This window comes from Myxococcus sp. AB036A (genome assembly GCF_006547355.1).
Taxonomy (GTDB): domain Bacteria; phylum Myxococcota; class Myxococcia; order Myxococcales; family Myxococcaceae; genus Myxococcus; species Myxococcus virescens.
Genome location: NZ_VHLC01000095.1, coordinates 1 through 23,756 on the forward strand (window position 1 = coordinate 1; position 23,756 = coordinate 23,756).

Genomic DNA, 23,756 nt, shown 5'->3' on the forward strand with positions numbered 1-23,756 from the left:
GGCTGGCGCACCAGGGCTTCGACGTCCAGGTCTTCGAGAAGACGCAGGGACCGGGCGGGCGCTGCAACCGATTGCAGGTGGATGGCTTCACGTGGGACCTGGGCCCCACCATCGTGCTGATGCCGGAGGTGTTCGAGGAGACCTTCCGCGCGGTGGGCCGCCGCATCGAGGACTACCTGACGCTGCTCAAGTGCGACCCGAACTATCGGGTCCACTTCCGGGACGGTTCGGATGTCACCTTCACGTCAGAGCTGTGCGCCATGGGCCGCGAGCTGGAGCGCGTGGAGCCCGGCAGCTACGCGCGCTACCTCGCCTTCCTGGCCCAGGGCCGCGTCCAGTACCGAACGAGCCTGGACCACCTGGTGGGGCGCAACTACGCGGGCCTGCGCGACTACCTCTCGCCGCGCGTGCTCGCGCGCATCTTCCAGGTCCGCGCCCACCGCCGCATGTACGGGGACGTCAGCCGCTTCTTCCAGGACGAGCGGCTGCGCGCGGCGATGACCTTCCAGACGATGTACCTGGGCGTGTCGCCCTACGCGTCGCCCGCGGTGTACGGCCTGCTGCCCTTCTCCGAGCTGGGGGTGGGCATCTGGTTCCCCAAGGGGGGCCTGTATGCCATTCCCCAGGCCCTGGAGCGGCTGGCGCGCGAGGAGGGTGTGCGCTTCCACTACGGCGCGCCCGTGGAGCGCATCCTCACCGATGGCGGCCGGACTCGAGGCGTGCGGTTGGAGGGCGGCGAGGTGGTGGAGGCGGACGCGGTGCTGTGCAACGCGGACCTGCCCTACGCGTACGAGAAGCTGCTGGACCCGAAGGCGACGACGCTCAAGCGCAAGGAGAAGCTGCGCTACACGTCCAGCGGCTACATGCTCTACCTGGGCATGAAGCGGCGCTACCCGGAGCTCTTGCACCACAACGTGGTGTTCGGCCGGGACTACAAGGGCTCCTTCGACGACATCTTCGAGCGCTTCCGAGTGCCGGAGGACCCCAGCTTCTACGTCAACGCGCCCACGCGCACCGACGCGTCCCTGGCGCCCGAGGGCAAGGACGCGCTCTATGTGCTGGTGCCCGTGCCGCACCAGCACCCGGACCTGGACTGGAAGGTGGAGGGGCCCAAGGTCCGCGCGAAGTTCTTCGCGCGCATGGCGGAGCTGGGCTTCCCGTCGCTGGAGTCGGACGTCGAGGTGGAGCGCGTCTTCACCCCGGATGACTGGGCCGGCACCTTCAACCTGGCGCGTGGCAGCGCCTTCGGCCTGTCCCAGAACTTCACGCAGATTGGCCCCTTCCGTCCGTCCAACCAGGACGCGCGGGTGAAGAACCTCTTCTTCGTCGGTGCTTCCACGCAGCCGGGGACGGGGCTGCCCACGGTGCTCATCTCCGCGCAACTGGTGACGGAGCGGCTGATGACGTGGGCCCACGCGCAGGGCGTTTCGCTGTCGCCTCGGACGGCCGCCGCCACGCCGCTGGAAGGGGTGGCCGCGTGAGCCCGTCTGTCGACAAGGCGCTGGTGGAGCGCGGCTATGTGCTGGCGAAGCAGGTGACGCGCCATCACGCCAAGAGCTTCTTCTTCGCCTCGTACCTGCTCTTCGGCTTGCGGCGGAGGGCGGCGTTCGCGCTCTATGCCTTCTGCCGGCGGCTGGACGACATGGTGGACGGGGACGACGCGGCGAGCGCGGCCGATGCGTTGCCGGTGCGGCTGGCGCGGGCGCGGCAGCGCGTGGCGGAGCTGTACCTGCCCATGCCGGAGCTGGCCTCGCGCGAGCTGGGCCCGCCGGCGGACCGGGTGAAGGGCAGCGAGGCCGCGACGCCGTGGGATGCGCGGGAGTTCGCCGCGCTCGAGCACACGGTGCGCCACTTCCGAATTCCGGAGCAGCCCTTCCAGGACCTCATCTCCGGCATGGAGATGGACCTGACGAAGCACCGCTACGCCACCTGGGCGGAGCTGGACCTCTACTGCTACCGCGTGGCGGGTGTGGTGGGGCTGATGCTGACGCCGGTGCTGGGGTGCTCGGATGCGGCGGCGGTGGAGCCCGCGGCCGACCTGGGCCGGGCCATGCAGCTCACCAACATCCTCCGCGACGTGCGCGAAGATTGGGAGCGCGGCCGGGTGTACCTGCCCGCCGAGGAGCTGGCCGCCTTCGGATTGTCGGAGGACGACTTGCGGCGCGGACAGGTGGACGCGCGCTGGCGGTCCTTCATGCGCTTCCAGGTGGAGCGCTCGCGGGCGTACTACGCGCGGGCGGCGGCCGGGGTGCGCTACCTGACGGGCTTCGGCAGTCAGCGGATGGTGCGGCTGATGGGCGCCATCTACGGCGACATCCTGCGCGACATCGAAGCGCGCGACTACGACGTGTTCAGCGCCCGGGCCCACGTGACGACGCGCCGCAAGCTCGCGCTGGCTTCCGCGGCCATGGTGCGGCCCGCCGCGGTGCTGCCCGCTCCCCAGGGCGAGGTGCGCATGCCGCTGCTCCCCACCAGGGCGGGAGGGTGAGGGCGTCATGCGTGGCGAGGGAATGAAGACGCCGCTTCGGCGACGCATGGGAGGTGGAGCATGAAGCGCACCCGCGTCGCGGTGGTGGGCGGCGGCATCGGTGGACTGACGGCCGCCGGGCTGCTGGCGAAGGACGGGCATGAGGTGACGCTGTTCGAGCGGGGCGCCTCGCTGGGCGGCAAGGCCCAGGCCGTCACCGTGAATGGCATCACCCTGGACACGGGACCCACGTTGCTGACGCTGCCGCACCTGGTGCGTGGCACCTTCCAGCAACTGGGCGCCGAGGACCTGCTGCCGCGCTTCACGGAGCTGGAGCCGCAGTGCGCCTACCGCTTCGAGGACGGGTGCGACTTCACGGCCTACAAGGACGTGGAGCGGATGGCGGAGAGCGCGGCGGGTGTCCGTCCGGGTGAGCGCGACGGCATCCGCGGCTTCTACACGGAGGCCGCGGCCATCTGGCGGGCCGCGGGCGAGCCATACCTGGAGGCCCCCTTCGAGGGCATGGGGGGCTTCATGACGCGCGTGGCGAAGCGCGGCGTGGGGGCCGTCCTGGCGGGGATGAAGATGGGCACGCTGCACGAGCTGGCGGCCCGGCACTTCAAGACGGACCACCTGCGGCAGTACGTGGGCCGCTTCGCCACGTACACGGGCGCGTCACCCTACGCGGCCAGCGCGGCCTTCGCGCTGATTCCCCACATCGAGCATGCCTATGGCGTGCACCACGTCCGCGGCGGCATCGGCGCGCTGGTGGATGCGCTGGGGCAGGCCGTGCGCCGGCTGGGCGTGCGCATCCACCTGGACACGCGGGCTCGCTTCGAGCGCACGCGCGAGGGCTACCAGGTGGGCCCGCAGGAGGGCACGGAGCGCTTCGACAGCGTGGTGGTGAACGCGGACCCGCTGGAGCGGCTCGCTCGCGCGGAGGAGCCGCTGGCGCTGTCTGGCTTCGTGTTGCTGTTGGAGGTGGAGGGCCGCATGGCTCTACCGCACCACACGGTGCTCTTCGGCGGTGACTACCGGCGCGAGTTCGACGAGCTGTTCGGCGGACAGCTCGCGTCCGACCCGACGGTGTACTTCTGCAACCCCTCCGCCACCGACGAGAGCATGGGGCCTCCGGGCCGCACCGGGCTGTTCGTCATGGTGAACGCGCCCGCGCTGCCCGTGGACGCGCGCGGCGCGGAGCAGGCCACCCGCGACTGGGAAGCAGGCGCCGAGCGCGTGAAGGCGCAGATGCTGGAGCGCCTGTGCCGGCACTACCCGGCGCTCAAGGGGCGCGTGCGAGTCATCGGCCAGCGCTCGCCGGTGGACCTGGCCGCGCAGGGCGCTCCGGGCGGCTCCATCTACGGCTTCCTGCCGCACGGGAAGTTCGGCCCCTTCCGCCGACCGCGCATCCGCGGCAACACGCCGGGCCTGTTCTTCGCGGGCGGCGGCACGCATCCAGGCGGCGGCGTGCCGCTGGTGATGTTGTCCGGTCGCTTCGCCGCGGAGCTGGCTTCGCAGCACCTCCGGAGGGATGCATGATGTGCCTGGCGAAACTCCCCGCCTTGCCGGACGCGGCGGGCACCTACCGCTGGTTCTATGCGGACGTCACCGCGGGGCCCTACAGCGCGGTGTGCATCTTCATGCTGGGCTCGCTGTTCTCGCCCCGGTACTCGGTGGCGGCGCGGCGGGGCGGACGGCCGCTGGAGCACAGCGCGGTGAACTTCGCGCTGTACCACGCGGGTGTGCGGCGGCTGTGGGTCCTCAGCGAGTACGCGCGCGCGGAGTTGGATGCTCCGGGCCGGCTGCGTATCGGTCGCTCCACGCTGTCGTACGAGGGGGACGGCACGGTGCGGATGGCCGTGGACGATGGGACGGCGCCGTGGGGCCGGCCCGTGCGGGCGAGCCTGACGCTGGAGCCGATGACCCCTGTGGGCGAGGTGGTGCAGCTCATGCCGGGGCTGCCGCACTACTGGCAGGCGCTGGCGCCTCGCTCGCAGGCACGGCTGGAGGTGTCCTCGCTGGGCATCGAGGCGAGTGGCCTGGGCTACCACGACACCAACCACGGCGGAGAGCTGCTGGGCGCGCGGCTGTCGGGGTGGCACTGGGCTCGCACGCACCGCGAGGACGAGACGGTGGTGGACTACCACCTGCCTGAAGGTGTCGCGCCGCTGCGAGTGGTGGCGGGCGCGCTCGGAGTGCGCTGCGAACGGGGCCCCGCGTTGGTGGAGGCGCGGCCCACCCACATCACGGGTTGGGGCCTGCGCGTGCCGTCACGCCTGCACGCGGGCAACGTGGTGGTGGGACAGCCGAAGCTGCTGGAGTCGTCGCCCTTCTACGCACGGCTGGAGGCGCGCCAGGGGCCTCTGGACTCGCTGGGCGAGGTGGCGGACTTCCGTCGCTTCCATTCACCCTTCATCCGCTGGATGGCGCACTTCCGCACGCGCATGGGACGGGCGGCATGAGCGCGCTCGTCCTCGCGTCCCTGGCGTGGTGCGCCGTGGCCACGGGCTTCAGCGCGGTGGCGTGCGTGCGTCTGTCGCGCGCGCGGGCTGGCGCCGCTCCTCAGCCCGGTGCGCTGCCGCCCGTGTTGCTGCTGCGCCCGGTGGACGCGCCCACGCCTCAAGAGCTGGAGAATCTGGCGCAGTCCATCGACTACGCCGGGCCGTTGGAGCAGGTGGTGGTGTCGCCCTACCGTCCCCGGCTCGCCCCGGGCGTGCGGTGGCTCCCCAGCGATCCGCTGACGCCCAACCGGAAGGTGGGACACCTGCTTTATGCGCTGGACGTGTTGCCCTTGGGCGACCGGGTGGTGCTGTCGGTGGACGCGGACGTGGCGGTGACGGGCGCGCTGGTGGTGGGCCTGGCCGTGCCAGTGGCCGTGGGCGCCGCACTGAGCACCGCGGCGCCGCTGCCTGTAGGGCCTCGGGACGGCGCGAGCCGGGCCATGGCGGGCCTTCTGCGTTACACCCACCACAGCTTCCGGGCCCTGGATGCGATGAGCGCGGGCGCCAAGGCCGTGTGTGGCAAGGCTTTGGGCTTGTCTCCCGTGGCCGTGGCGTCGCTGCGGCGCCTCGCGGACCACATCGGCGAGGACCTTGAGTTGGCCAAGCGTCTTCACGCCCAGGGACTGGGCGTGGTGCTGAGCCGCGCCCCGGCGGTGGTCCCCCTGGACGCCGAGGTGCCCTGGGCGGCGCCCCTGTCGCGCTTCACGCGCTGGATGCAGGTGCTGGCCAGTCACCGGCCCGCGCTGTATCCCACGGTGCCGCTGCTCTTCACGCCGACGCTGCCGCTGACGGTGCTGGCCGCGGCGCTGGGGTCGCCCGTGTTGGTGGGTTCGGTGGTGGGATTGGTGGCCGTGCGGACCTTGTTGGCGCTGCGGTTGGCCGGGCTCCACGCGCCGGTGGCGGACGCGGGGCGGGCCTGCGCGGTGACGGACTGGTTGTTGGGCGAAGCGCTCTTGCTGGCGGCCTTCCTGCGCTCGCTGTGGCGGCAGGGCACGGTGACGTGGCGAGGGCAGACCTATGCGTTGCGACCCGGAGGCCGAATGATACGGGTGGCTCCGGAGCTGAGTGGAGGACCCGGATGACGTACGCGCGATTCCTCGGGCTGTTCGTGGTGGTGCCCATTCTCTTCCTGGCGTGGCGCTACCGCCGCACCTTCACGGCCAGGAGTCTGGCGCCCATGGGGCTCCTGCTCATCGTCGTGTACGCGGCGACGTCGCCCTGGGACAACCTGGCGGTGAAGTGGGGCCTGTGGGGCTTCGACCCCGAGCGCATCTGGGGAATCAAGCTGGGGTACCTGCCTCTGGAGGAGTACCTCTTCTTCGGCCTGCAGACGCTGCTGGTGGGGCTGTGGGCCCAGGCTCGGCTGGCGCGTGCGCTGGCGCCGGATGCCCAGGCGACTCGGCCCGCGGCGGAGGCGGGTGAGCGCCGCGACGGCGCGCTGACGGCTCGGGAGGTGGCGCCATGATGGAGACGAAGTGGGCATACCTCATCCACCTGTTGGGCTGGACGCTGCCGGTCATCGCCTTCCAGTTGGTGGTACTGGTGCGCCACTACAAGGAACGCTCCGGCGCGGTGCTCAAGGCGGTGCTGCCGCCGGCCTTCATCATGGGGCTGTACCTGTCCATCGCGGACCACCTGGCCATCTCCACCGGCATCTGGAACTTCGGTGAAGGCAAGCACCTGGGCGTGTACCTGGGCGTGGTGCCCCTGGAAGAGGTGGTCTTCTTCCTGATTACCAGCGTGTTGGTGTCGCTGGGCCTGGCGCTGTTCACCGGGTTGGTGGCGCTGCTGGGGGAGGCCCGGGCGTCGTGATTCACGCGGCGAAAGGCGGCCCGCTGGGCTGGGCGTGGGACCGGTACATCGGATGGAAGTTCCGCTCGGCGTTCCGGGGATTGTGGGTGCGTGGGGCGCTTCCGCCGGGAGGGCCGGGCCGGCTGGTGTACCTGAACCACTCCAACTGGTGGGACGGCTTCGTGCTCAACCAGCTCTGCCAGACGGCGGGTTGGGACGGCTACTGCCTCATGGATGAGGAGAACCTGCGCCGCTACCGCTTCCTCACGCGCATCGGCGCCTTCAGCATCCGGCGCAAGGATGCGACGTCGCCGGTGGCGTCGCTGCGCTACGCGAAGGAGCTGCTGCGCAAGCCCCGCGCGGTGGTGTTCGTCTTCCCGGAGGGCGAGCACCGCCCCTTCGGCGTGCTCCCACTGCGACTGGAGCGGGGCGTGGAGCTGCTGGCGCGGGTGTCGAAGGTGGAGTGCCTGCCCATCGCGGTGCGCTACGGCTTCTTCGAACACGAGCGTCCAGACGTGTTGCTGGAGGTGGGCACCCCGCATCCGCCCGGTGACATGTCCGTCTTCCAGGAGGGATTGGAGACGGTGGTGCGGCGACTGGCGGCGGTGACGTCCATGGAGGGCTTCACGCGCAGGGTGTCCGGAGCGCGAGGCGTGGCGGAGCGCTGGGATGCGGCCCGGGGGCTGGCGTCATGACGTTGCGCATCCGCACCATCGCGCGCATGACGGGCATCCGCGAGGCGACGCTGCGCGCCTGGGAGCGGCGCTACGGCTTCCCGCGTCCGCTGCGCAGCGAAAGCAACAACTACCGCGTCTATTCGCGCGAGGAGGTGGAGGCCGTCCGCCGTGTGGCCCGGCTCATCCAGGAGGAAGGCCTGTCGGTGAGCGAGGCCATCGCCCAGGTGAAGACGGAGCCGCCGCGTGAGCAGCCCGAAGCCGAGCGCCTGAGCGAGCGCTTCTGGTCCTCCGTGGGGGTCCTGGAAGGGGATGAGGTGACGCGCGTGCTGGATGACGCGCAGACCGTCATGGACGTGGGGGCCTACTGTGACGGCTTCCTGCTGCCCCTGCTGCGGGAGATGGGCGTGCGGCTGGACGTCGCGCGGGAGCACCTGGCCTCCGCCCTCATCCGCCAGCGCCTGCGGCAGGTATATGACGCCCTGTCCTCCGCGCCTGCCGGCCCTCGTGCCCTGCTCGCCTGCCCGGCGGGGGACCACCATGAAGGTGGCCTGCTGGTGCTGGGCATCCACCTCAAGCGCAAGGGGTGGCGGGTGACGATGCTGGGCGCGGACACCCCGGCGGCGGCGCTGCAAGGGGCCTGCGTGCAGGTGCGGCCGGACGTGGTGGCGCTGTCCTTCGTGCGCGCCCGTGCGCCGGAGGAGTTCGCGTCCGTCCTGGAAGACGCGCTCCGGGCCTGCGCGCCCTTTCCCGTGGTCGTCGGCGGGCTGGGGGCTCGCGAGCACCTGAAGGCCATTTTCTCGCTCGGCGCGCAGTACGCGGAGTCGTCGGAAGAGCTGGTGGCCATCTGGAACCAGGTGCGCAACGCTCAGAATCGCCCGTAGTCTTGCCGTAGCGACATGGCTGAGCGCACCTATCGAATCAACATCGCCGCGGAGTTGGCAGGAGTCCGGGTGGAGCTCATCCGGGCCTGGGAGCGCCGCTACGGCGTGCTCACGCCGCGCCGCACCCCCGCGGGCTACCGCGCCTATACGGACCGGGACGTGGCGGTGCTCAAGCAGCTCAAGCGGTTGACCGACGAAGGCGTGGCCATCAGCGAGGCGGCGAAGCTGCTGCCTCAGTTGATGGAGGGGCTGGAGGCGGACGCCGCGGGGCGGGGGGCCGGCCCGGACGCGCGACCGCATGCGGAGACGTGGCGGGAGTCCGTGCTCGCCGCCGCCCAGGCGTATGACCAGCCGCGCGTGTCGGACGTGCTCGACGAGGTGCTGGCCGCGCTGCCCCCGCTCAAGGCCTTCGATGAGGTGCTGGCGCCCCTGCTCTGCGACGTGGGCGAGCGCTGGGAGTCGGGCACGCTGACGGTGGCGCAGGAGCACCTGGTGTCGCAGATGGTGCGGGCGCGGCTGGTGAGCCTGCTGCACGCGGCGCCCCTGGGGCGGCACCGGCATGGCGTCCTGGCGTGCTTTCCAGAAGAGGAGCACGAGATGGGCCTGCTGGGAGCAGCGCTGCGGCTGCGGCACCTGGGCGTGCGGGTGACGCTGCTGGGGCAGCGCGTTCCCGCGGAGGACCTGGGCCGCGCGGTATTGGCGCTGCGGCCCGACTTCGTGGGGCTGTCCACGGTGGCCAGCCGGAGCGCCGAGTCCTTCGAGGACACCCTGACGCGTTTGAGGCAGGCGCTGCCCAGGGGGCTGCCCGTCTGGGTGGGCGGCGCCGCCGCGCGCTCGCACCAGGCCGTGTGCGAGCGGTTGGCGGTGCACGTCTTCCAGGGCGAGGAGGACTGGGATCGCCTCGCGGGTACGTGAGTCAGGGCGTGTTGATGGCGGAGTGGTTGAAGACGCGGCTGCCGTAGTACAGGGCCGCCTGCGCTGCGTCGTCGCAAATCTCCGCGCACTTGCCCGGGGCGTAGGGCGTGTTCGGGTCCCTGCAGTCGTTCACGATGTTGCCGTTCTCATCGTAGATGGGGGGATTGAGCGGCACGCAGGGCGCGGTCAGGTGCTTCCAGCGCAGGTGGCTGAGGCACGCGGGGCCCGCGGTGTTCCAACCCGCCTCGAAGGTCAGGTCATTCGAGCTGGAGTCCGGCGAGGGCGCGGAGATGATGGCCGGCGTCAGGGCGTCCCAGGGACGGATGCGGGTGCCGTCCAGGGTGAAGGACGTTCCCTGGCCACAGTAGTCGGCGCGCGCCATGCGGGTGCAGGACCAGTGCGCCTCTGTGACGGGCCCGGGCGTCGCGCCGTCCAGCCACGGCTGGTAGCCCCAGCGGTAGCACTTGGCGATGACGCCCGCGTCGCAGCCCAGCGTGAAGCCCCGGGGGCTCTCGTACCGGGTGCCCTGCAGGTCGAAGAGTCCCTTCACTGGCACGGCCCAGTTCGCCCCAGTCGGGCACAGGGGCACGGACGCCGTCGTGTAGCGCACCTGGTAGAGGAAGGTGTACCCGCTCGGCTCCCACATGCCGGAGCCTTCGGTGTTGGGGAGCGCGTTCCCGTTGATGACGTCCTCGACCACCAGGGCGGGGCCCGTGGACGGCTGACGGAGCCGCGCGCCAATCAGCTCCTCGCCTCGGAGGACCTTGCGTGTCGTGGGGTAGGTGCTCGACCGGCTCGTCAGCTGCATCACCCAGGTGGTGTTGGGCGTGCCCGGTCCCGCGAGCGCGGTGTACACGCCGCTGGAGGGACAGGTGAACGTGACAGCGGGGCAGTTGTTGAGGGAGAAGCTGCTGTTGGCGGAGGCGAGATAGCCCGGCCCCTGGTGCTCGCACGGGGCCTCGCCCGCGCAGACGCGGACCACGGGGGCCCCCGTACACCGGTTTCGAAGGGAGCCGCTGTCGCCTCCCACGAGCGCGACGGCCTTTCCTGGCGAACAGACGCCTTGCCCGTCCACGATGAAGCCACAGCTTCGCGTCTCGTTCGCGGGCGCCCCCCCGCCGCAAAACATCATGCTCGGCGTGGTGCCATCCACGGAGAGGGGCATGTTGGCCACGATTTCCCCGCGCATCAGTTTCAGGGTGGCGACCCGGAGCGCACCGTCGTGCTGCACGAGTGCGTCGTCGTACATCACAGTGCGCACGGGAGTTGCGTGGAGCTGGGTGCCTTGGGAGTGGGAGTCGGGGTCCTCCTCGTCACCCGCGAAGGCTTGCTGGGTCAGCGCCGTGTCCGTTTCGTCCACGGGGGGCGCGCAGGCGGAGAGCAGGTAGATGGCGAGACAGGGCGGGAGCATGCGGAGGCGGAGCGTCACGTGAGACACCTCGGTCATCGTGGAGTACGCGGTGACAGAGCATCCGCCATGCCACCCAGCGCATGCCGCCCGGTGGCCGGCGTCCCTGGCAGGACTTGCAGGCAGCCGTGTCCTGGCATGCGTTGCGGGCAGGAATGGACGGCAAGGATTGCCAGGGGGCTGGCAGGGATTGCCGGCTGGGGGCGCCCGTTCAGGGGCGCGGCGTGGCGCAGACGCGAAAGCCGATGAGGGCCTCTCGCTGCGTCCGCTCCACGCGGTCCCGGTTGGCGGTGTGGGCCGTCAGGTCGCTCTGGTACCAACTGCCGCCCTGGGCGGACGGCTTCTCCGGGTCCACGTCGGAGCGCGTCCACTCCCACACGTTGCCCACCATGTCGTCCACGCCGAAGGGGCTCCGCGAGCGCGGGTGGCTGCCCACTTCGTCGGGGCCGAAGCCCCAGGGCTCCCGGCCATAGGTGGCGTCATGGTTGGCGTCGTCCGGCGCCAGCCAGTCGCCCGCGGGGTAGCGGCGGCCGTCCGCGCCTCGCGCGGCCCGTTCCCACTCCCGCTCCGTGCACATGCGCGCGCCCGGCACCTGACCGGTGCGGTCCAGCCACGCCACGTAGGCCAGGGCATCGTCGAAGGAGACGGCGGACACGGGGAAGCGCAGCCAGTCCTGCTCCTGCCGGCGGTCCCGCTTGCCGTAGCGCAGTCGTTCACCGTCCCTCACGCTGTAGCTGGCGGACGCGGGGCGCAGGGTGAGCCGCCAGCGGCCGTCTGGCTCGTGGGCCAGGTCCACCACGGTGAGGCGGCGGCGCGAGCCCGGCATCCGCGCGGCGCGCTCCTCCGGGGGCAGCGTCTCCAGGAAGGCGATGTACTGCGCGAACGTCACCTCGTGCCGCGCGATGAGGTACGCGCCCGTGTCCACGGGGTGCAGTGGCGGCGCGAAGAAGAAGGCACGCCGCAGGTACTCGCTCTCCGACGCGCCCTGGAGGAAGCGTCCGGCGGGGATGTGCACGAAGCCCTCGGGTACCGACTCCGCGGCTGGAAGGGGCACGTCCAGCGCCAGCCGCTCGCCGGATGCGAGGAGCACGGGGACGCGCACCGGAAACCGGCCCGGCGCTTCCAGCACCAGGAGGTGGGACCCCGCGGGCAGTGCCACCTCCTGCAGGGGCGTCTGTCCCAGGTCGCGTCCCGGGACGGGCGCTCCCTCTGGCGTGGGCTCCAGCAGCCGCACGCGAGCGCCCGCGGGCTCGCTGGTGAGCGTCAGCCGTGCCGGTGCCGTCAGCCCCCGGCGCAGCTCGCCCATGGGGTCATGGGCCCCGAGCCGCGCGAGCCACTGCGCGCGCTGCTCGGGTTGGCGTTCCTGTTCGGCGAACTCCACGCGCGTTACCAACAAGTTGGCCATGAGCGGGCTCACCCGAGGGTTTCCGGGCGCCAGGCCCCAGGCGGCCTCCAGCTCCGACATCGCGCGCAGCGCGGTCTCCTCCACCGCCTGCCGGGTCTGTTGGGCGCGGCTCCACACGGCTTCGGCCGCTTCGCGGTTCTGAGGGCCCGGCGTGTCGAACAGGGTGAAGGCTTCGGCGCTCAGTTGGTCCAGCTTGGCGCGGTGCATGTCCAACGCGACCTGCTGCGCCTGGGCCTCGTCCAGGTGGCGGTTGATGCGGGCATCCAGTTGCGCCCGGGCCTGCACGCGAGTGACGCCCACCACGCCTCCCAGCACCAGGGGCACCAGGGCCACGGCCAGCCAGCGCGTCACCCGGCGTCGACGCACGGCCCTTCGTGAGCGGGAGAGGAAGTCGCGCTCCCGCGGTTTCTCGACTTGGGAAAGGCCCGCGGCGCGGCTCTCGGTGAGCTGCCGCTCGCCGTAGAGCAACTCGGGCGGGTGGCCCAGCCGCTCCCACTCCGCGGCGGCGCGCTCCAGGCGCATGCGCACGGCCCGGCGTTGCTCGTCCTGCCCCAACCACCCGCGCAGGGTGTCCCAGCCGGTGACGAGGCTCTCGTGGGCCAGCGTGTACACGCCGTCTCCGTCCTCGGCCTCGCCCGCGGTGAGCAGCCGGCCGCGCACCAGTCCGTCCAGCACCGCGCGTCCGGCGTCATCGTCGGGACCACGCAGCAGCTCCTCCTGGGTGCGGCGCAGGCGCGTGCCCTCGGGCGTCACCAGCTCCAGGAGCATCGCCCGGGCGCGAGGCCGTTGCTCGGGTCGGAGACGGGCGACCACGGCGTCCGCGTGACGGGCCAACGCGCCTTCCACGCCGCCCAGGGCCTCCAGTGCGGCGGCGGGGATGAGCTGGCGTTGGGAATCTCGTGCCTCCCAGAGTGCCTCCAGCGCGAACTGGAGCAGGGGCAGCCCTCCCTCGGCCCGCGCCGCGGAGGCGACCAGTGCGTCTACCATGGCGGGGCTTTCGAAGCGCATGCCCAGCACGCGGAGGGGGCCCGCCACGGCTTCTCGCAGCCCGTGTTCGGAGAGGGCGCGCAGCAGGTGGAGCGCGCGCGGAAGTTCATCACCCAGACCTGGGAGCGCCACCAGCCGTGTGAGGCAGTCGCTGCGAGCGGTGGCGAGGAGGCGGAAGCGGGGCGAGCGACGCAGCACCAGGGCCAGTTCCTCGGCGAGCCGGGCCGCTTGCGTGGGCTCCGAGAAGGTGACGAGCTCCTCGAGCTGGTCGATGAAGAGGAGCAGGGGTGGAGCGTTCGTGGGCCGGCGGCGCAGGGCTCGGGCCAGGACGCCGGGCTCCTCGGTGGCGAGGCGTGCGCGCAAGGCATCCGCGCTCTCTCCGACCACGGGGGCTAGCAGCTCCACCCAGGTCTCCAGCGGACGGCGCCCGGGTGTCCCGGAGATGACTGCCCATGCGGGCCCGCCATCCTCCAGGCCGCTCTGGCTGACAGCAGGGAGAATGCCTGCCCGGCACAGCGAGGATTTGCCCACGCCGGAGTCGCCCGCCAGCAGGACGAAGGTGTCGCCGCGCAGCCGGTCCAGGGCCTCTCGCAGCTCGGGTTCGCGGCCGAAGAAGACGCTCCGGTGCGCGGCATCGAAGGCCCGCAGGCCCAGGTAGGGATTGCCAGCGGGGATGGCACTGGCGCGCGTGGGCGTGCTCAGCGCTTCGAGTGCTTCCCGAAGTGCGTCACCCGACTCGTAGCGCCGGGCCGGGTCCGCGTCGACGCATCGGTCCACGATGGCGGCGAAGGCTGGCGACGCTCCTGGTGCGCGCTCGGCGAGGGGGGGCGGGGGGCGCTCCTGTATCGCGGCCCCGAGCTGCTCCAACGGTACGTCCTCATGGGGCGCGTGGCCCGCGCACAGTTCGTAGAGGAGGACGCCCAGCGCATAGACGTCGCTGGCCCGGCTGGCGGGCTCACCGCGCCACAGCTCGGGCGCGAGATAGAGCGGCGTGCCTGGAACGAAATCCTGGCGGGCCTCATCGGCGTGCGGCGACGGGGCGTCGCTTGCCCCGGTGTCGGGGCGCGGGCCGGTATCGCGCCCCTGCATGATGGAGAGCGGCCGGGTGTCCGTGGGCCGTGGCCCAGGCATCGGCCGGGTATCTTTGGGGCTCCGTCCTGGTGACGCCGGAACGTCTGCGCCCGCCGCCGAGGCGGGGAGCTCCTCCTCCGCGAACGCGGACTCCGCGAGTCCGAAGTCGAGCAGCTTCACCTCGCCGTCCTCGGACAGGATGGCATTGGCGGGCTTGATGTCCCGGTGGAGGATGCCGCGCCGGTGCGCCGCGGCCAGCCCTCTGGCGAGCCCAAGGCCCAACGCGAGCGCCCGCTGTGCATCCACCGGCCGCTGCAATCGGTCCAGCGGCTCTCCTCGGATGAGCTCGGACACCAGGTAGGGCTGGCCGCGCACCTCGCCGACGCGGTGGATGGCCACCACGTTGGGGTGCTGGAGCCGGGCGATGGCGCGCGCCTCCTGGAAGAAGCGCGCGCGCGCCGCCGCGTCCGGCAGCCGGCCCTGCGCCGTGGCGATGAACTTCACCGCCACCTGCCGGTCCAACAGCGTGTCCTGCGCCAGGAACACCTGTCCCATGGCGCCGTGCCCCAGGGGGCGCAGCAGCCGGTACTCCTCGAACTCCGCGGGGGGATCCAATCGCCCGGAGGAGGATTTCATCCGATGGGCGGCCCTTTGCGGGAGGTGCGGGGTTGCAGCCCAAGCTGCTTCAGCTTGAACGAGAAGGTCCGGATGGGCATGCCAATCATCGCCGCCGCGCGAGTCTGGACGCCTTCTGCCTCATCGAGCGCTTCCTGCATGCGGCGGCGCTCCAGGTCTCGAATCTCCTGGGCCAGGGGAACCCGCGTCTTCTGGGGCGACACCCGTTCGGCCACCGCGGGAGCAGGCCCCATGTCCTGCGCCAAGGACTGTGCGGGCGCGCTGGCGCCACGAGGCTGCATGCGCGAGGGAAGGTGGTGCGGCTCCACCACGTTCTCCGGCACGGCGGCCGCCGCGTAGTCCATCAGGTTGCGCAGCTCGCGCACGTTGCCGGGCCACGCATGGCGGGACAGGGCGTACAGCGTGCCCGCGGACAGCTCCATCTCCTCACGGCCCAGCGACTGGCACGCCCGGGCCAGGAAGTCGCGCGCCAGGAGCGGCACCTCGCGCGGGCGCTCTCGCAGCGGTGGCAGCAGCACCGTCGCCGCGCCGAGCCGGAAGTACAAGTCCTCCCGGAACCGCCCCGCGGCCACCTCCGCTTCCAGGTCCCGGTGCGTGGCGGCCACCACGCGCAAGTCGATGGGGCGCTCCCGCACGTCGCCTACGCGGGTGATGCGGCGGACCTCCAACGCGCGCAGCAACTTGGCCTGCGCGGAGGGAGGCAGCTCGCCCACCTCGTCCAGGAAGACGGTGCCGCCCTGGGCGCTCTCCAACAGGCCCACGCGTGTGGTGTTGGCCCCCGTGAAGGCGCCGCGCTCGTGGCCGAAGAGCTCGCTCTCCACCAGCCCCTCTGGCAGGGCCGCGCAGTTGATGGCGATGAAGGGCTTGTCCGAGCGCGGAGACCAGTGGTGCACGGCGAAGGCGGCGTTCTCCTTGCCCACGCCGGTTTCACCGCACACCAGCACGGGCAGCTCGCTGGCCGCCAGCCTGCGCAGCAATGCGTAGAGCTGCGCCATGGCGGGGTCCGCGACCAGCACGGTGCGGTCCGCCAACGTCAGGCGGGTGATGCCTTCAGCCGCGGGAGCCCACGCACCGGACACCGCGGTCCGGGCCGCTGCACGCGCCGCCGCCACCAGGGACTCCGCGTCGCAGCCGTCCGAAGGACAGGTCGCGATGCCCAGGCGTCCCTGGGGACATGCGGCCAGCAGCGCACCGACGCGCTCACCCAGGCCATCCTCGCCCGGCTCTCCGGAGACCTCGGGCATCATCCACAGCAGGTGAGAGCTGTCCAGCCAGCCCGCGGCTTCCGCGGGGCCCGCCTCCGCCGCCAGCAGGGCCTCCGCGGCTTCGTGTCCCACGCAGCCCTGCTGTGGCAGCGCGAGCACCAGCGCGGTGAGCGGCCGGCCATACCGCAAGGCGCGTTCCGCTTCCTCTCGCAGCCGCGCCATCAGCCGTTCCGCCTGGAGCGGGGCGTGCGCGGGCGCGGCGCGTGCACGCGTGCGCACCACCGCGACCACCGCGCCAAAGGACACCACGTCACCGGACAGCAGGGGCTGCGCGGTGTCCACGGGGCGGCCGTTGAGGGTGGTGCCGTTGTGGCTGCCCAGGTCCACCAGACGCGCGCCTTCCTCCGTCAACACCAGACGCGCATGGCGGCGTGACACGCTGTCGTCGCGCAGGCACAGGTCCGCCTGTTCGTCGCGGCCCACCAGCACCACGCCTTCGGCGGGAAGGGAGAACCGAGACGTCGAGTCTCCCTCCAACACCAGGAGATACGAGGCGCCGGAGTCTGAGGATTCCGGCGCGCTCCCAAGAGGGCGCGTGTCGCGGGCACTGGGCTGTGAATGGGCCATGTCGGGCCTGGGAATGCTGGCACGCCCACACTGGACCGGGCAACCGGGGGGCCGCCCGGGCATGCGCCGGCTCGGATTCCACACGTCTGGCTGGCTCATGGCCGCAGCGTCATTGGAAGAGACTCCCCCGCGCGCGACAGATAGATGCGCGAGGCCAGCCGGCTTCCGTCGTCCGCGAGCCGCATCACCGCCTGCCCCTGCAGGCCGTTCACCATCATCAGGGATGACAGCAATTCCGCGCGTGCCTCGGCCGCGTCATGCTCCACCTCCAGCACACACATCCGGGTGCGGCAGTCCACGCGTGTCAGACGTGAGCCCGCGAAGTCCGGACCGCTGAACGCACGGGTGACGAGCGTCTCCGTCTGTCCCGCCCATTCCCTGTCACGCGGCTCGGTATGGGCGGCGGCCTGCAGCTCGGCTTCCAACTCCTGTCGCCGCTCCTCGCGAGCAACCTCCCGCGCGGCCAGGGTTTGCGCGGTGGGCGCTGCCGCCTGGGTTCCGGGCGCTGCCGCTTCCTCGGGCACGGGCAACGGCGCGGGGCGCCCCACGGACTCCACGCGTTGCAGCAGGTGCCCGTGTCCCCGGCGCAGCGCCTCCAGCTCCGCGCGCAATGCCCGCACTTCCGACGTCAGGTCCGCTGGGGACCCGGGCCGGGCCTCGGCGGCTTCCGCGCGCGCCGGTGTGGCTTCGGGCGTGGCCCCCCACATGCTCCACCCACCGGCGGCGGCAACGGCGGCCGTGGCCAGACCCAGGATTCCCCAACGAACCTGTCGCATGGTGGCTACTCCGTGACGACGAAGCTGGCGAGGACGGACGCGTACGTGCTGGAGCCGCTGGTGTACTGCCCCGGCAGCACGCAGCGCAGGCTCACGTAGCCGTTGATGCCCGCGAACACCGACGGGAGGTTGATGGAGAAGGAGTTGTGGTTGGCCGTGTCCGCACCCCAGCTGGAGCACGCAGAGGACGAAGCCAGGGAGGAGCCATCCTTCTCGGCCACCGTCGCGGTGCAGCAGACGTTCTCCGTCAGGTGCGGGTCCAGCGCGGTGACGCTGACGGACAGCGATTCAGAGAAGGAGGGCGCGGCGATGTTGCGCTGAATCGGGCAGACGACCTCGAGCGTGTTCGCGTTGGAGTTGAGGAGGCGGCCACTGCGGAAGACGGTCGGGTTGTGGAAGCCCGAGACCGACGTACAGAGCGCGCCCGAGTAGGTCGCGGTCCCCGCGAAGGCGGGCAGGGTGCTGAGCATCGCGAGCGCGGCAACGGACTTCGACACGAACGAAAGCGACTTCTTCATGGAGCTCTTCCTGGCTTCACGCCTCGTCGCGGCACCGCGTCATGCGGGCCGGCGGAGCGTGGCGAGCAGGGGAAGAGCAACCCGGATGCCAGCCATTGCACGGCGTCCGTGCCGGGGAATCCATGGCAGGTGAAGCAGATGTTGCCGCGCCCGCGCCATTCCGGTGCGGCAAGGCTTGCCAGCCCCGGCAGGACTTGCCGTTTCTACGGCGAGGTGGCGGGCGGTGTCTGGGCGGCGGTGGTGGGGGCCAGCCGATGGAGCGCCGGAGGTGACGCGCTCAGCGCCCCCACGTAGAGGCGGCCGTGAAAGCCCTCCGCGAGCGGCTGCGGGAAGAGCCGCACCCCGGAGGTGATGTCGGGCTTCTGCCGGACCTCCTTCGTGGGGCTGATGGCGAACACGTTGCACTCCACCGCGTCCCAGACGTTGAAGCGGCAGGAGAACTGCGTGCCTCGCGTGAAGCCCACGTCGAGCGCGCGCACCGACGGGAGGACCTGGGCCAGCCGCGCTCCCAGCGGCGCATAGTCGCTGTCCCAGTTCACGCCCGCCGTCCGCACGTGCGTGCCACCCGCGAGCACCAGCGTCCAGGCCTGGGCGCGTGTCTGCTGGTGGGCCAGCAGGTGCCGGGCCATCTCCGCCTCGCGCTCGTTGCCCTGGGCCTTCTCGGCGTCGAAGGCCACCACGGAGATGTCCTTGCCAGCGGCGCGCAGCCGGCGTGCCTGTTCGATGAGCCAGAGCATGGCGCTGCTGCTGCGGCCGTCCTGATACGTGCGGCGCCAGAAGGGGCTCTCGCTCATCATCGTCTGGAGGTCCTGGTGCTGGCCCGGGCTCGCCAGGTAGGTCTCCAGCAGCGGCTGCTCGGAGGCGGGCAGCGACAGCGCCAGCGTCACCGGCAGGCCCTGGGCGGTGGCTTCACAGAGCATCCGCAGCGCCGCCGCGGGCAACTCCCGCGTGCCCAGGGGGTCCGCCAGCAGCAGCACGTGCCCTGGCGCCATCAGCGGGCCGGCGCCGTCCACCGGGGTGCCACACTCCGGCGCCTGCTGCGCCTGCTCCGTCTGTCCTCCTTCTGGCGTCACGGAGCGGATGGGCACGGGCGCGTTGCTGCCCACCAGCTCCAGGGCGGGCACCATCTCCAGCCGTTGCAGCAAGGTCCGCTCGATGTCCAGGTCGCGCACGCCGCGCACCATTCGCATGCGCTCCATGCCCGGCGCGTTCTTGAACGGGTCCTCCATGGGCACCGCCCGGGGGCCATTGGGGCCGTTCGCGTAGGTGAAGGCGTCCCGCGTGGCGTCAAAGGGATGGGCATCCAGCGCGGCGAACATGGCCGCCTCCCGCTTGCCCGCCACCTGTGGCGGAATCTCCAGTTGGGTATCCATCTCGTTGTAGCTGAGCCGGAAGACGCGCACGACGGTCTGCCGCGGCCCCAGCCGCTCGCCCTTGATGTAGTAGCGCTCGATGGTGCGCAGGCCCGGCATGTTCTTTCCGGGCTCATGGGCGGAGGAGAACATCTCCAGCCCGCCTTCCTTCTCCATGACGTCGTAGCGCTGCTCTTCCAGGATGCGGCGCGCCACCATCATCGCGTCCTCGGCGGGGACGATGTACACCAGCTCTTCTGCCGGCGTTTCGTACTCGCCCGTGTCCTCGTTGGCCGTGGCGCCGAAACCCCGGCTCAGCGTCGCGCAGCCAGCGCACATCAGAGTCAGTCCCATCAGCGCACCGTGAAGCCGCATCGAACCCTCCTCAGGGCCGTGCTTCAGGCAAACGGCCTGGATGTCGGGCTGAAACGCTCGGCGCCCACAACCATATCGGGGGGACCCACCCGGTGCATTGGTGTCAGGCGCTGAGGTGTAGTGAACTGCCTCCGTGCCGGTTCCTTCCTCCGCCCCCGCTGTCGCATCCGCGTCGCGCCCGGTGGGGCCGTTCCAACTCCTCTCGCTTGGCGTCAATGGCATCGTCGGCGTCGGCATCTTCTTCGCCCCGGCGGAGGTCGCCGCGCTGGCGCCGGGTGCCAGCGCTATTGCCGCCTTCGCGCTCACCGGGCTCGCGTTGATACCGGTGGCGCTGGCCTTCGCCGTGCTGGGCCGGCGTTTCGACGCGGACGGCGGGCCCGTCCTCTTCGCGCGCGCGGCCTTTGGAGAGCGGGCGTCCTTCCTGGTGGGGTGGGTGGCCTACGTCAGCGCGTTCCTGAGCACCGCCGCGGTGGTGGCGGGCCTCTCCCAGGCGGTGGCGCCCTCCCTGGGTCTGGAGGGCGCCCTGGGGCAGTCGGTGCTCGCCTCCGCCCTCGTCACGGCGCTGGCGGGCGTGGTGGCGTCCGGCATCCGCGTGTCGGCGGGGACCTGGACGGCGCTCACCGTCTTCAAGCTGCTGCCGCTGGCCGCGTTGCTGGTGGCCTTCCTGGCGCTGTCGGGGCCACCTCCCGCCGCGGTGGTGCCCGCGGGCCCGGCCGTGGACGTGTCGTGGCTGCGGGCGGGGTTGACGGTGATGTTCGCCTACCAGGGCTTCGAAATCGTCCCGGTGATTGCGGGGCAGGTGCGCTCGTCGTCGCGCACCGTGCCGCTGGCCACGGTGGGCTCGCTGCTGGTGGCGGTGCTGCTGTACGTGGGCCTGGTGTGGGCGTGCGTGGCCGCGCTGCCGGAGTTGGCCTCACAGGCCGCGCCGCTGGCCGCGGCGGCGGGCGTGTGGGGCGGGCCCGGGCTCGAAGGGTGGGTGAAGGCGGGCACCAGCGTGTCCGCGCTGGGCATCTGCCTGGGGATGATGGTGACGACGCCGCGCTACCTGTCCGCGCTGGCGTCGGGCGCGCACACGCTGCTGGGGCTGGACGGGATGTCCGCCGGAGGCGTGCCGGTGCGCGCGCTGGCTGTCACCTGGGCGCTGGTCCTGCTGTTCGTCAACCTGGGTGACCTGTCGGAGCTGTTCGCCCTCTCCAGCATCGCGGTGCTGATGCAGTACGGCGTCACGTCCGCGGCGCTGGCCGCGCTGGCCTGGCGGCGCGAGCGGGGGCTGCGTCCGCTTCACGCCTTGCTGGCGGTGCCCACGCTGGGGCTGGGGCTGACGTTGGTGGCCTTCGGCGCCAACCCACGTGAAGGCGTCACCATGGCCCTCACCCTCATCGCTGGCGTGGTGCTGCTGCGGCTGTCGCGGCCCCGGACTTCCGAGCCGTCAGCGGCGCTTCGCAGCGAGCCGCTGTAACGGACGAAGCCGCCGCCTCCCCATGTCGCGGGAGGGCGGCGGCTCCTGAAATCCGGCGGTGCGGACGTCCGTTCCTAGAACTGGTTCCAGAGGTACTGGTTGGTGACCTCGTGGTGGAACTTGACCTCCGAGTACTTCACACGGGTGCCCAGCTGCTTCGGGCTGCGCTCGGCCGTGCTCGTCTTGAGCTCGGCGAACTTGCTCTGCACGCCCTCACCCAGGATGGACGCCACGAACTGGCTGCCCTTGAAGATGCGGATGGCGTCGAAGATGTTGTCCGGCAGGAAGCGGGTGCGGCTGCGCTTGGTCTCCGCGTCCTCCTGCGGCTGCGGGCCCTCCAGGCCGGTGCGCAGCAGGGTGTAGAGCACCAGGTACGGGTTGGCGTCCGGCGCCACCGAGCGGCACTCGATGCGCGCGCTGCGCTCGTTCCCGAAGGGGATGCGCACCATGGCACCGCGGTTGTTGGCGCTGGCCTTGATCTGGTTGGGGGCCTCGAAGTGCGGGTCCAGGCGGCGGTACGCGTTCACGCTGGAGTTGAGCGTGAGGCAGATGTCATTCGCGCTGGTGAGGAGGCGGTCGATGAAGTCCCAGCCCATGGGGCTGAGGCCGTCCGGTCCGTTCTGGTCGTGGAAGAGGTTCTTCCCGCCCTTGGACAGCGACAGGTTCATGTGCATGCCGTTGCCATTGACGCCCGTCACCGGCTTCGGGAGGAAGCTGGCGGTGCAGTCCAACTGCGCGGCCACCTGGCGGCTGAGCAGCTTGTAGAGCTGAATCTGGTCGGCCGCGATGAGGGCCTCGCTGTACGAGAAGTTGATCTCGAACTGGCTGGGCGCCACTTCGGGGTGGTCCTTCTCGTTCTGGAAGCCCATGGCGCGCTGGGCCTCGGCCACCTTGTCGATGAACGTGCGCAGCACGTCACCGGGCAGCGAGTGGTAGTAGCCGCCGGTGGAGATGAAGTCGAAGTGGCCCTTCTCGTGGAAGTGGTGCTCGGCGTCGCGGCCCTTGAAGAGGAAGCCCTCGATTTCAGGCGCCGCGTGAACCACCGTGCCGTCTTTCTGGTACATCGACTCGGTGAGCTGCTTCAGCCGGCCACGCAGGTCGGAGTGGTACTGCGTGCCGTCACGCTCGTGCACCTCGCTGAACACCAGCACCTTGCCCGGACCGAAGATGTCCGAGGGCAGCCAGTAGAAGGCGCTCCAGTCGATGTTCAGCCGCAGGTCGCTCTCCTGCTGCGCGGAGAAGCCCCGGATGGAGGAGCCGTCGAAGGTGAGGTTGTCGGCGCTCTTGATGAGGAACTTCTTGTCGTAGTCCAGCATGTGCAGCCGACCCTCAAGGTCGGTGAAGCACACGGTGACCGCCTTGATGGCGCGTTCCTTCGTCAGGTACTCGATGCGCTCGTCACGGAGCTTCTCCGGCGCGATGTGCTTGAGGCGCTGCTCCTTGACCTTGAGGTTGCGCTCCTCGAGCTCGTCGTAGGGAATCTCCAGGAACGTCCGTAGCCCCTTCGCGTCCATTGTTCGTGCCTCCCAGGCCGGATTCTTCGCCGTCGGTGCGGCGGGATGAATCCGTGGGCCCTGGTATTTACATTTGCTGAGTGGAAATCAAGCCCAAATCCGAAGATGTGGAGCATAAAATCTTGGCGATGAAACCTTCGGAGCCCGCTGGATGACACTCACGCCTGCCAGGAGAGCCCTCGGTCGGATGGCCGGTGGGCACTGGGGCGGCCGGGGTCGGTGGGTCTGGACCGGGGGGCGGCTCTGGCACTGGATAGGCCCGTTGCGGGCGTCCGGGAAGTGGGCCGAGTGGCCGTGGGGAGGGCGCCCGGTCGGCGCCAGGCAGGCGGGCGGATGCCGCGGAGTAGGATGTCCGCATGAGCTCGATGTGGGTCCTGGAGACGCCCGCTCCCACCGCGGATGCGCGCATGGCGTATGGCGGGGAGCCCCACCAGTTCGGGGACCTGCGAATGCCCGAAGGACCTGGGCCGCACCCGGTGGTGGTCGTCATCCATGGCGGCTTCTGGCGCGCGAAGTACGACCTGGAGCATGCCGGGCACCTGTGCGCGGACCTGACCCGGCGCGGCTTCGCGACATGGAGCCTGGAGTACCGGCGCGTGGGGCACGACGGCGGTGGCTGGCCCGGCACGCTGGAGGATGTGGCGCGCGGCACTGACTTCCTGCGCACGCTCGCACAGGCCCATGCGCTGGACCTCTCACGCGTCGTGGCGCTCGGCCACTCGGCGGGAGGGCATCTGGCGGCGTGGCTGGGGGCCAGGCACCGGCTGCGGCCCGGCGATGCGCTTTACAGTGCGGCGCCGTTGCCCCTGCATGGCGTGGTGCCGCTGGCGGGCGTCGTGGACCTGCCGCGCGCGTTCGCGCACCGGCTGGGGGACGGCATCGTGGAGACGTTCCTGGGCGGCACGCCGTCCTCGGTGCCGGAGCGCTATCGCACCGCCTCGCCCGCGGCGCTCCAGCCTCTCGGGGGGCCCCAGGTGCTCATCCACGGAGCGGAGGACGACACCGTGCCCGTGTTGATGAGCGAGGACTTCTGCGCGCGCGGCCGTGAGCTGGGAGACGACGTCCGCTGCGTCACGTTGCCGGGCGCGGGGCACTTCGAGGTCATCGACCCCAAGGCTCCGGAGTGGAGCAAGGTGGTGGAGGCCGTGCGCTCCCTGGTGTGAGTGGGCGCACCAGCCTCCGAGTCCCGTT

The 23,756-nt window shown here is 71.2% G+C and carries 19 protein-coding genes; 12 read left to right on the forward strand and 7 right to left on the reverse strand.

Features of this window, described 5'->3' with window-relative positions; translation table 11 throughout:
• The first annotated feature begins 2 nt into the window (after window positions 1-2).
• The 10 genes from FL344_RS29795 to FL344_RS29840 are packed head-to-tail and all read left to right on the forward strand — an operon-like array spanning window position 3 to window position 9,232.
• Window positions 3-1,481: an NAD(P)/FAD-dependent oxidoreductase gene (locus tag FL344_RS29795; protein ID WP_228565477.1), complete on the forward strand. Its 1,479-nt coding sequence runs from the start codon at window positions 3-5 to the stop codon at window positions 1,479-1,481.
• Window positions 1,478-2,488 (forward strand): phytoene/squalene synthase family protein, encoded by a 1,011-nt coding sequence (locus FL344_RS29800; RefSeq protein ID WP_141620919.1) that lies wholly within the window; start codon window positions 1,478-1,480, stop codon window positions 2,486-2,488. The genes FL344_RS29795 and FL344_RS29800 overlap by 4 nt, the downstream gene beginning before the upstream one ends.
• Window positions 2,489-2,548: 60 nt before the next feature.
• A complete protein-coding gene (locus FL344_RS29805) occupies window positions 2,549-4,006 on the forward strand; it encodes an NAD(P)/FAD-dependent oxidoreductase (RefSeq protein ID WP_141620920.1) in 1,458 nt (485 codons plus the stop codon).
• On the forward strand, window positions 4,003-4,929 hold the full coding sequence (locus FL344_RS29810; RefSeq protein WP_141620921.1) for a carotenoid 1,2-hydratase: 927 nt from the start codon (window positions 4,003-4,005) through the stop codon (window positions 4,927-4,929). The genes FL344_RS29805 and FL344_RS29810 overlap by 4 nt, the downstream gene beginning before the upstream one ends.
• Window positions 4,926-6,050, forward strand: coding sequence for a glycosyltransferase (locus FL344_RS29815; protein WP_141620922.1), 1,125 nt, complete (start codon window positions 4,926-4,928; stop codon window positions 6,048-6,050). The genes FL344_RS29810 and FL344_RS29815 overlap by 4 nt, the downstream gene beginning before the upstream one ends.
• Window positions 6,047-6,433: a lycopene cyclase domain-containing protein gene (locus FL344_RS29820; RefSeq protein WP_141588332.1), complete on the forward strand. Its 387-nt coding sequence runs from the start codon at window positions 6,047-6,049 to the stop codon at window positions 6,431-6,433. The genes FL344_RS29815 and FL344_RS29820 overlap by 4 nt, the downstream gene beginning before the upstream one ends.
• Complete coding sequence (locus FL344_RS29825) at window positions 6,430-6,780, forward strand: lycopene cyclase domain-containing protein (RefSeq protein WP_011551022.1); 351 nt, start codon at window positions 6,430-6,432, stop codon at window positions 6,778-6,780. The genes FL344_RS29820 and FL344_RS29825 overlap by 4 nt, the downstream gene beginning before the upstream one ends.
• On the forward strand, window positions 6,777-7,454 hold the full coding sequence (locus tag FL344_RS29830) for a lysophospholipid acyltransferase family protein (protein WP_011551023.1): 678 nt from the start codon (window positions 6,777-6,779) through the stop codon (window positions 7,452-7,454). Before FL344_RS29825 ends, FL344_RS29830 begins: the two co-directional genes overlap by 4 nt.
• Window positions 7,451-8,317: a MerR family transcriptional regulator gene (locus FL344_RS29835; protein WP_141620923.1), complete on the forward strand. Its 867-nt coding sequence runs from the start codon at window positions 7,451-7,453 to the stop codon at window positions 8,315-8,317. Before FL344_RS29830 ends, FL344_RS29835 begins: the two co-directional genes overlap by 4 nt.
• Before the next feature lie 15 nt (window positions 8,318-8,332).
• Complete coding sequence (locus FL344_RS29840; protein ID WP_141620924.1) at window positions 8,333-9,232, forward strand: MerR family transcriptional regulator; 900 nt, start codon at window positions 8,333-8,335, stop codon at window positions 9,230-9,232.
• A 1-nt stretch (window position 9,233) separates the two neighbouring features.
• Here the strand turns inward: FL344_RS29840 and FL344_RS29845 are convergent, their stop codons facing one another.
• The 6 genes from FL344_RS29845 to FL344_RS29870 all read right to left on the reverse strand — a co-directional run bounded on the left by FL344_RS29845 (window position 9,234) and on the right by FL344_RS29870 (window position 19,592).
• Window positions 9,234-10,643, reverse strand: a complete 1,410-nt coding sequence (locus tag FL344_RS29845) for an ADYC domain-containing protein (RefSeq protein ID WP_228565478.1) — start codon at window positions 10,641-10,643, stop codon at window positions 9,234-9,236.
• Window positions 10,644-10,851: 208 nt separating this feature from the next.
• Window positions 10,852-14,739, reverse strand: a complete 3,888-nt coding sequence (locus FL344_RS29850; protein ID WP_141620926.1) for an SUMF1/EgtB/PvdO family nonheme iron enzyme — start codon at window positions 14,737-14,739, stop codon at window positions 10,852-10,854.
• The gene (locus FL344_RS29855) at window positions 14,736-16,484 is read right to left on the reverse strand and encodes a sigma 54-interacting transcriptional regulator (protein WP_141620935.1); all 1,749 of its coding nucleotides are present in this window, start codon (window positions 16,482-16,484) and stop codon (window positions 14,736-14,738) included. Before FL344_RS29855 ends, FL344_RS29850 begins: the two co-directional genes overlap by 4 nt.
• Before the next feature lie 182 nt (window positions 16,485-16,666).
• Complete coding sequence (locus tag FL344_RS29860; protein WP_141620927.1) at window positions 16,667-17,347, reverse strand: hypothetical protein; 681 nt, start codon at window positions 17,345-17,347, stop codon at window positions 16,667-16,669.
• 5 nt (window positions 17,348-17,352) lie between these two features.
• Complete coding sequence (locus FL344_RS29865) at window positions 17,353-17,865, reverse strand: hypothetical protein (protein ID WP_141588325.1); 513 nt, start codon at window positions 17,863-17,865, stop codon at window positions 17,353-17,355.
• Window positions 17,866-18,068: 203 nt separating this feature from the next.
• Window positions 18,069-19,592, reverse strand: coding sequence for a hypothetical protein (locus tag FL344_RS29870; RefSeq protein ID WP_141620928.1), 1,524 nt, complete (start codon window positions 19,590-19,592; stop codon window positions 18,069-18,071).
• 181 nt (window positions 19,593-19,773) lie between these two features.
• Here FL344_RS29870 and FL344_RS29875 point away from each other — a divergent pair, with 181 nt between their 5' ends.
• Complete coding sequence (locus FL344_RS29875; protein WP_141620936.1) at window positions 19,774-21,051, forward strand: APC family permease; 1,278 nt, start codon at window positions 19,774-19,776, stop codon at window positions 21,049-21,051.
• 74 nt (window positions 21,052-21,125) lie between these two features.
• Here the strand turns inward: FL344_RS29875 and FL344_RS29880 are convergent, their stop codons facing one another.
• The gene (locus FL344_RS29880) at window positions 21,126-22,565 is read right to left on the reverse strand and encodes a glutamine synthetase family protein (protein ID WP_141588323.1); all 1,440 of its coding nucleotides are present in this window, start codon (window positions 22,563-22,565) and stop codon (window positions 21,126-21,128) included.
• A gap of 356 nt (window positions 22,566-22,921) precedes the next feature.
• On the opposite strand from FL344_RS29880, the gene FL344_RS29885 reads away from it, so the two are divergent.
• Window positions 22,922-23,728: a S9 family peptidase gene (locus FL344_RS29885; RefSeq protein ID WP_141620929.1), complete on the forward strand. Its 807-nt coding sequence runs from the start codon at window positions 22,922-22,924 to the stop codon at window positions 23,726-23,728.
• The last annotated feature ends 28 nt before the right edge of the window (window positions 23,729-23,756 follow it).

What these genes read in the sequence shown, in the direction of transcription:
- FL344_RS29805 (WP_141620920.1), top strand. Translation starts at nt 2,549, where the DNA reads ATGAAGCGCACCCGCGTCGCGGTGGTGGGCGGCGGCATCGGTGGACTG.
- FL344_RS29810 (WP_141620921.1), top strand. Translation starts at nt 4,003, where the DNA reads ATGATGTGCCTGGCGAAACTCCCCGCCTTGCCGGACGCGGCGGGCACC.
- FL344_RS29815 (WP_141620922.1), top strand. Translation starts at nt 4,926, where the DNA reads ATGAGCGCGCTCGTCCTCGCGTCCCTGGCGTGGTGCGCCGTGGCCACG.
- FL344_RS29820 (WP_141588332.1), top strand. Translation starts at nt 6,047, where the DNA reads ATGACGTACGCGCGATTCCTCGGGCTGTTCGTGGTGGTGCCCATTCTC.
- FL344_RS29825 (WP_011551022.1), top strand. Translation starts at nt 6,430, where the DNA reads ATGATGGAGACGAAGTGGGCATACCTCATCCACCTGTTGGGCTGGACG.
- FL344_RS29835 (WP_141620923.1), top strand. Translation starts at nt 7,451, where the DNA reads ATGACGTTGCGCATCCGCACCATCGCGCGCATGACGGGCATCCGCGAG.
- FL344_RS29840 (WP_141620924.1), top strand. Translation starts at nt 8,333, where the DNA reads ATGGCTGAGCGCACCTATCGAATCAACATCGCCGCGGAGTTGGCAGGA.
- FL344_RS29845 (WP_228565478.1), bottom strand. Translation starts at nt 10,643, where the DNA reads ATGCTCCCGCCCTGTCTCGCCATCTACCTGCTCTCCGCCTGCGCGCCC.
- FL344_RS29850 (WP_141620926.1), bottom strand. Translation starts at nt 14,739, where the DNA reads ATGAAATCCTCCTCCGGGCGATTGGATCCCCCCGCGGAGTTCGAGGAG.
- FL344_RS29860 (WP_141620927.1), bottom strand. Translation starts at nt 17,347, where the DNA reads ATGCGACAGGTTCGTTGGGGAATCCTGGGTCTGGCCACGGCCGCCGTT.
- FL344_RS29865 (WP_141588325.1), bottom strand. Translation starts at nt 17,865, where the DNA reads ATGAAGAAGTCGCTTTCGTTCGTGTCGAAGTCCGTTGCCGCGCTCGCG.
- FL344_RS29870 (WP_141620928.1), bottom strand. Translation starts at nt 19,592, where the DNA reads ATGCGGCTTCACGGTGCGCTGATGGGACTGACTCTGATGTGCGCTGGC.
- FL344_RS29880 (WP_141588323.1), bottom strand. Translation starts at nt 22,565, where the DNA reads ATGGACGCGAAGGGGCTACGGACGTTCCTGGAGATTCCCTACGACGAG.
- FL344_RS29885 (WP_141620929.1), top strand. Translation starts at nt 22,922, where the DNA reads ATGAGCTCGATGTGGGTCCTGGAGACGCCCGCTCCCACCGCGGATGCG.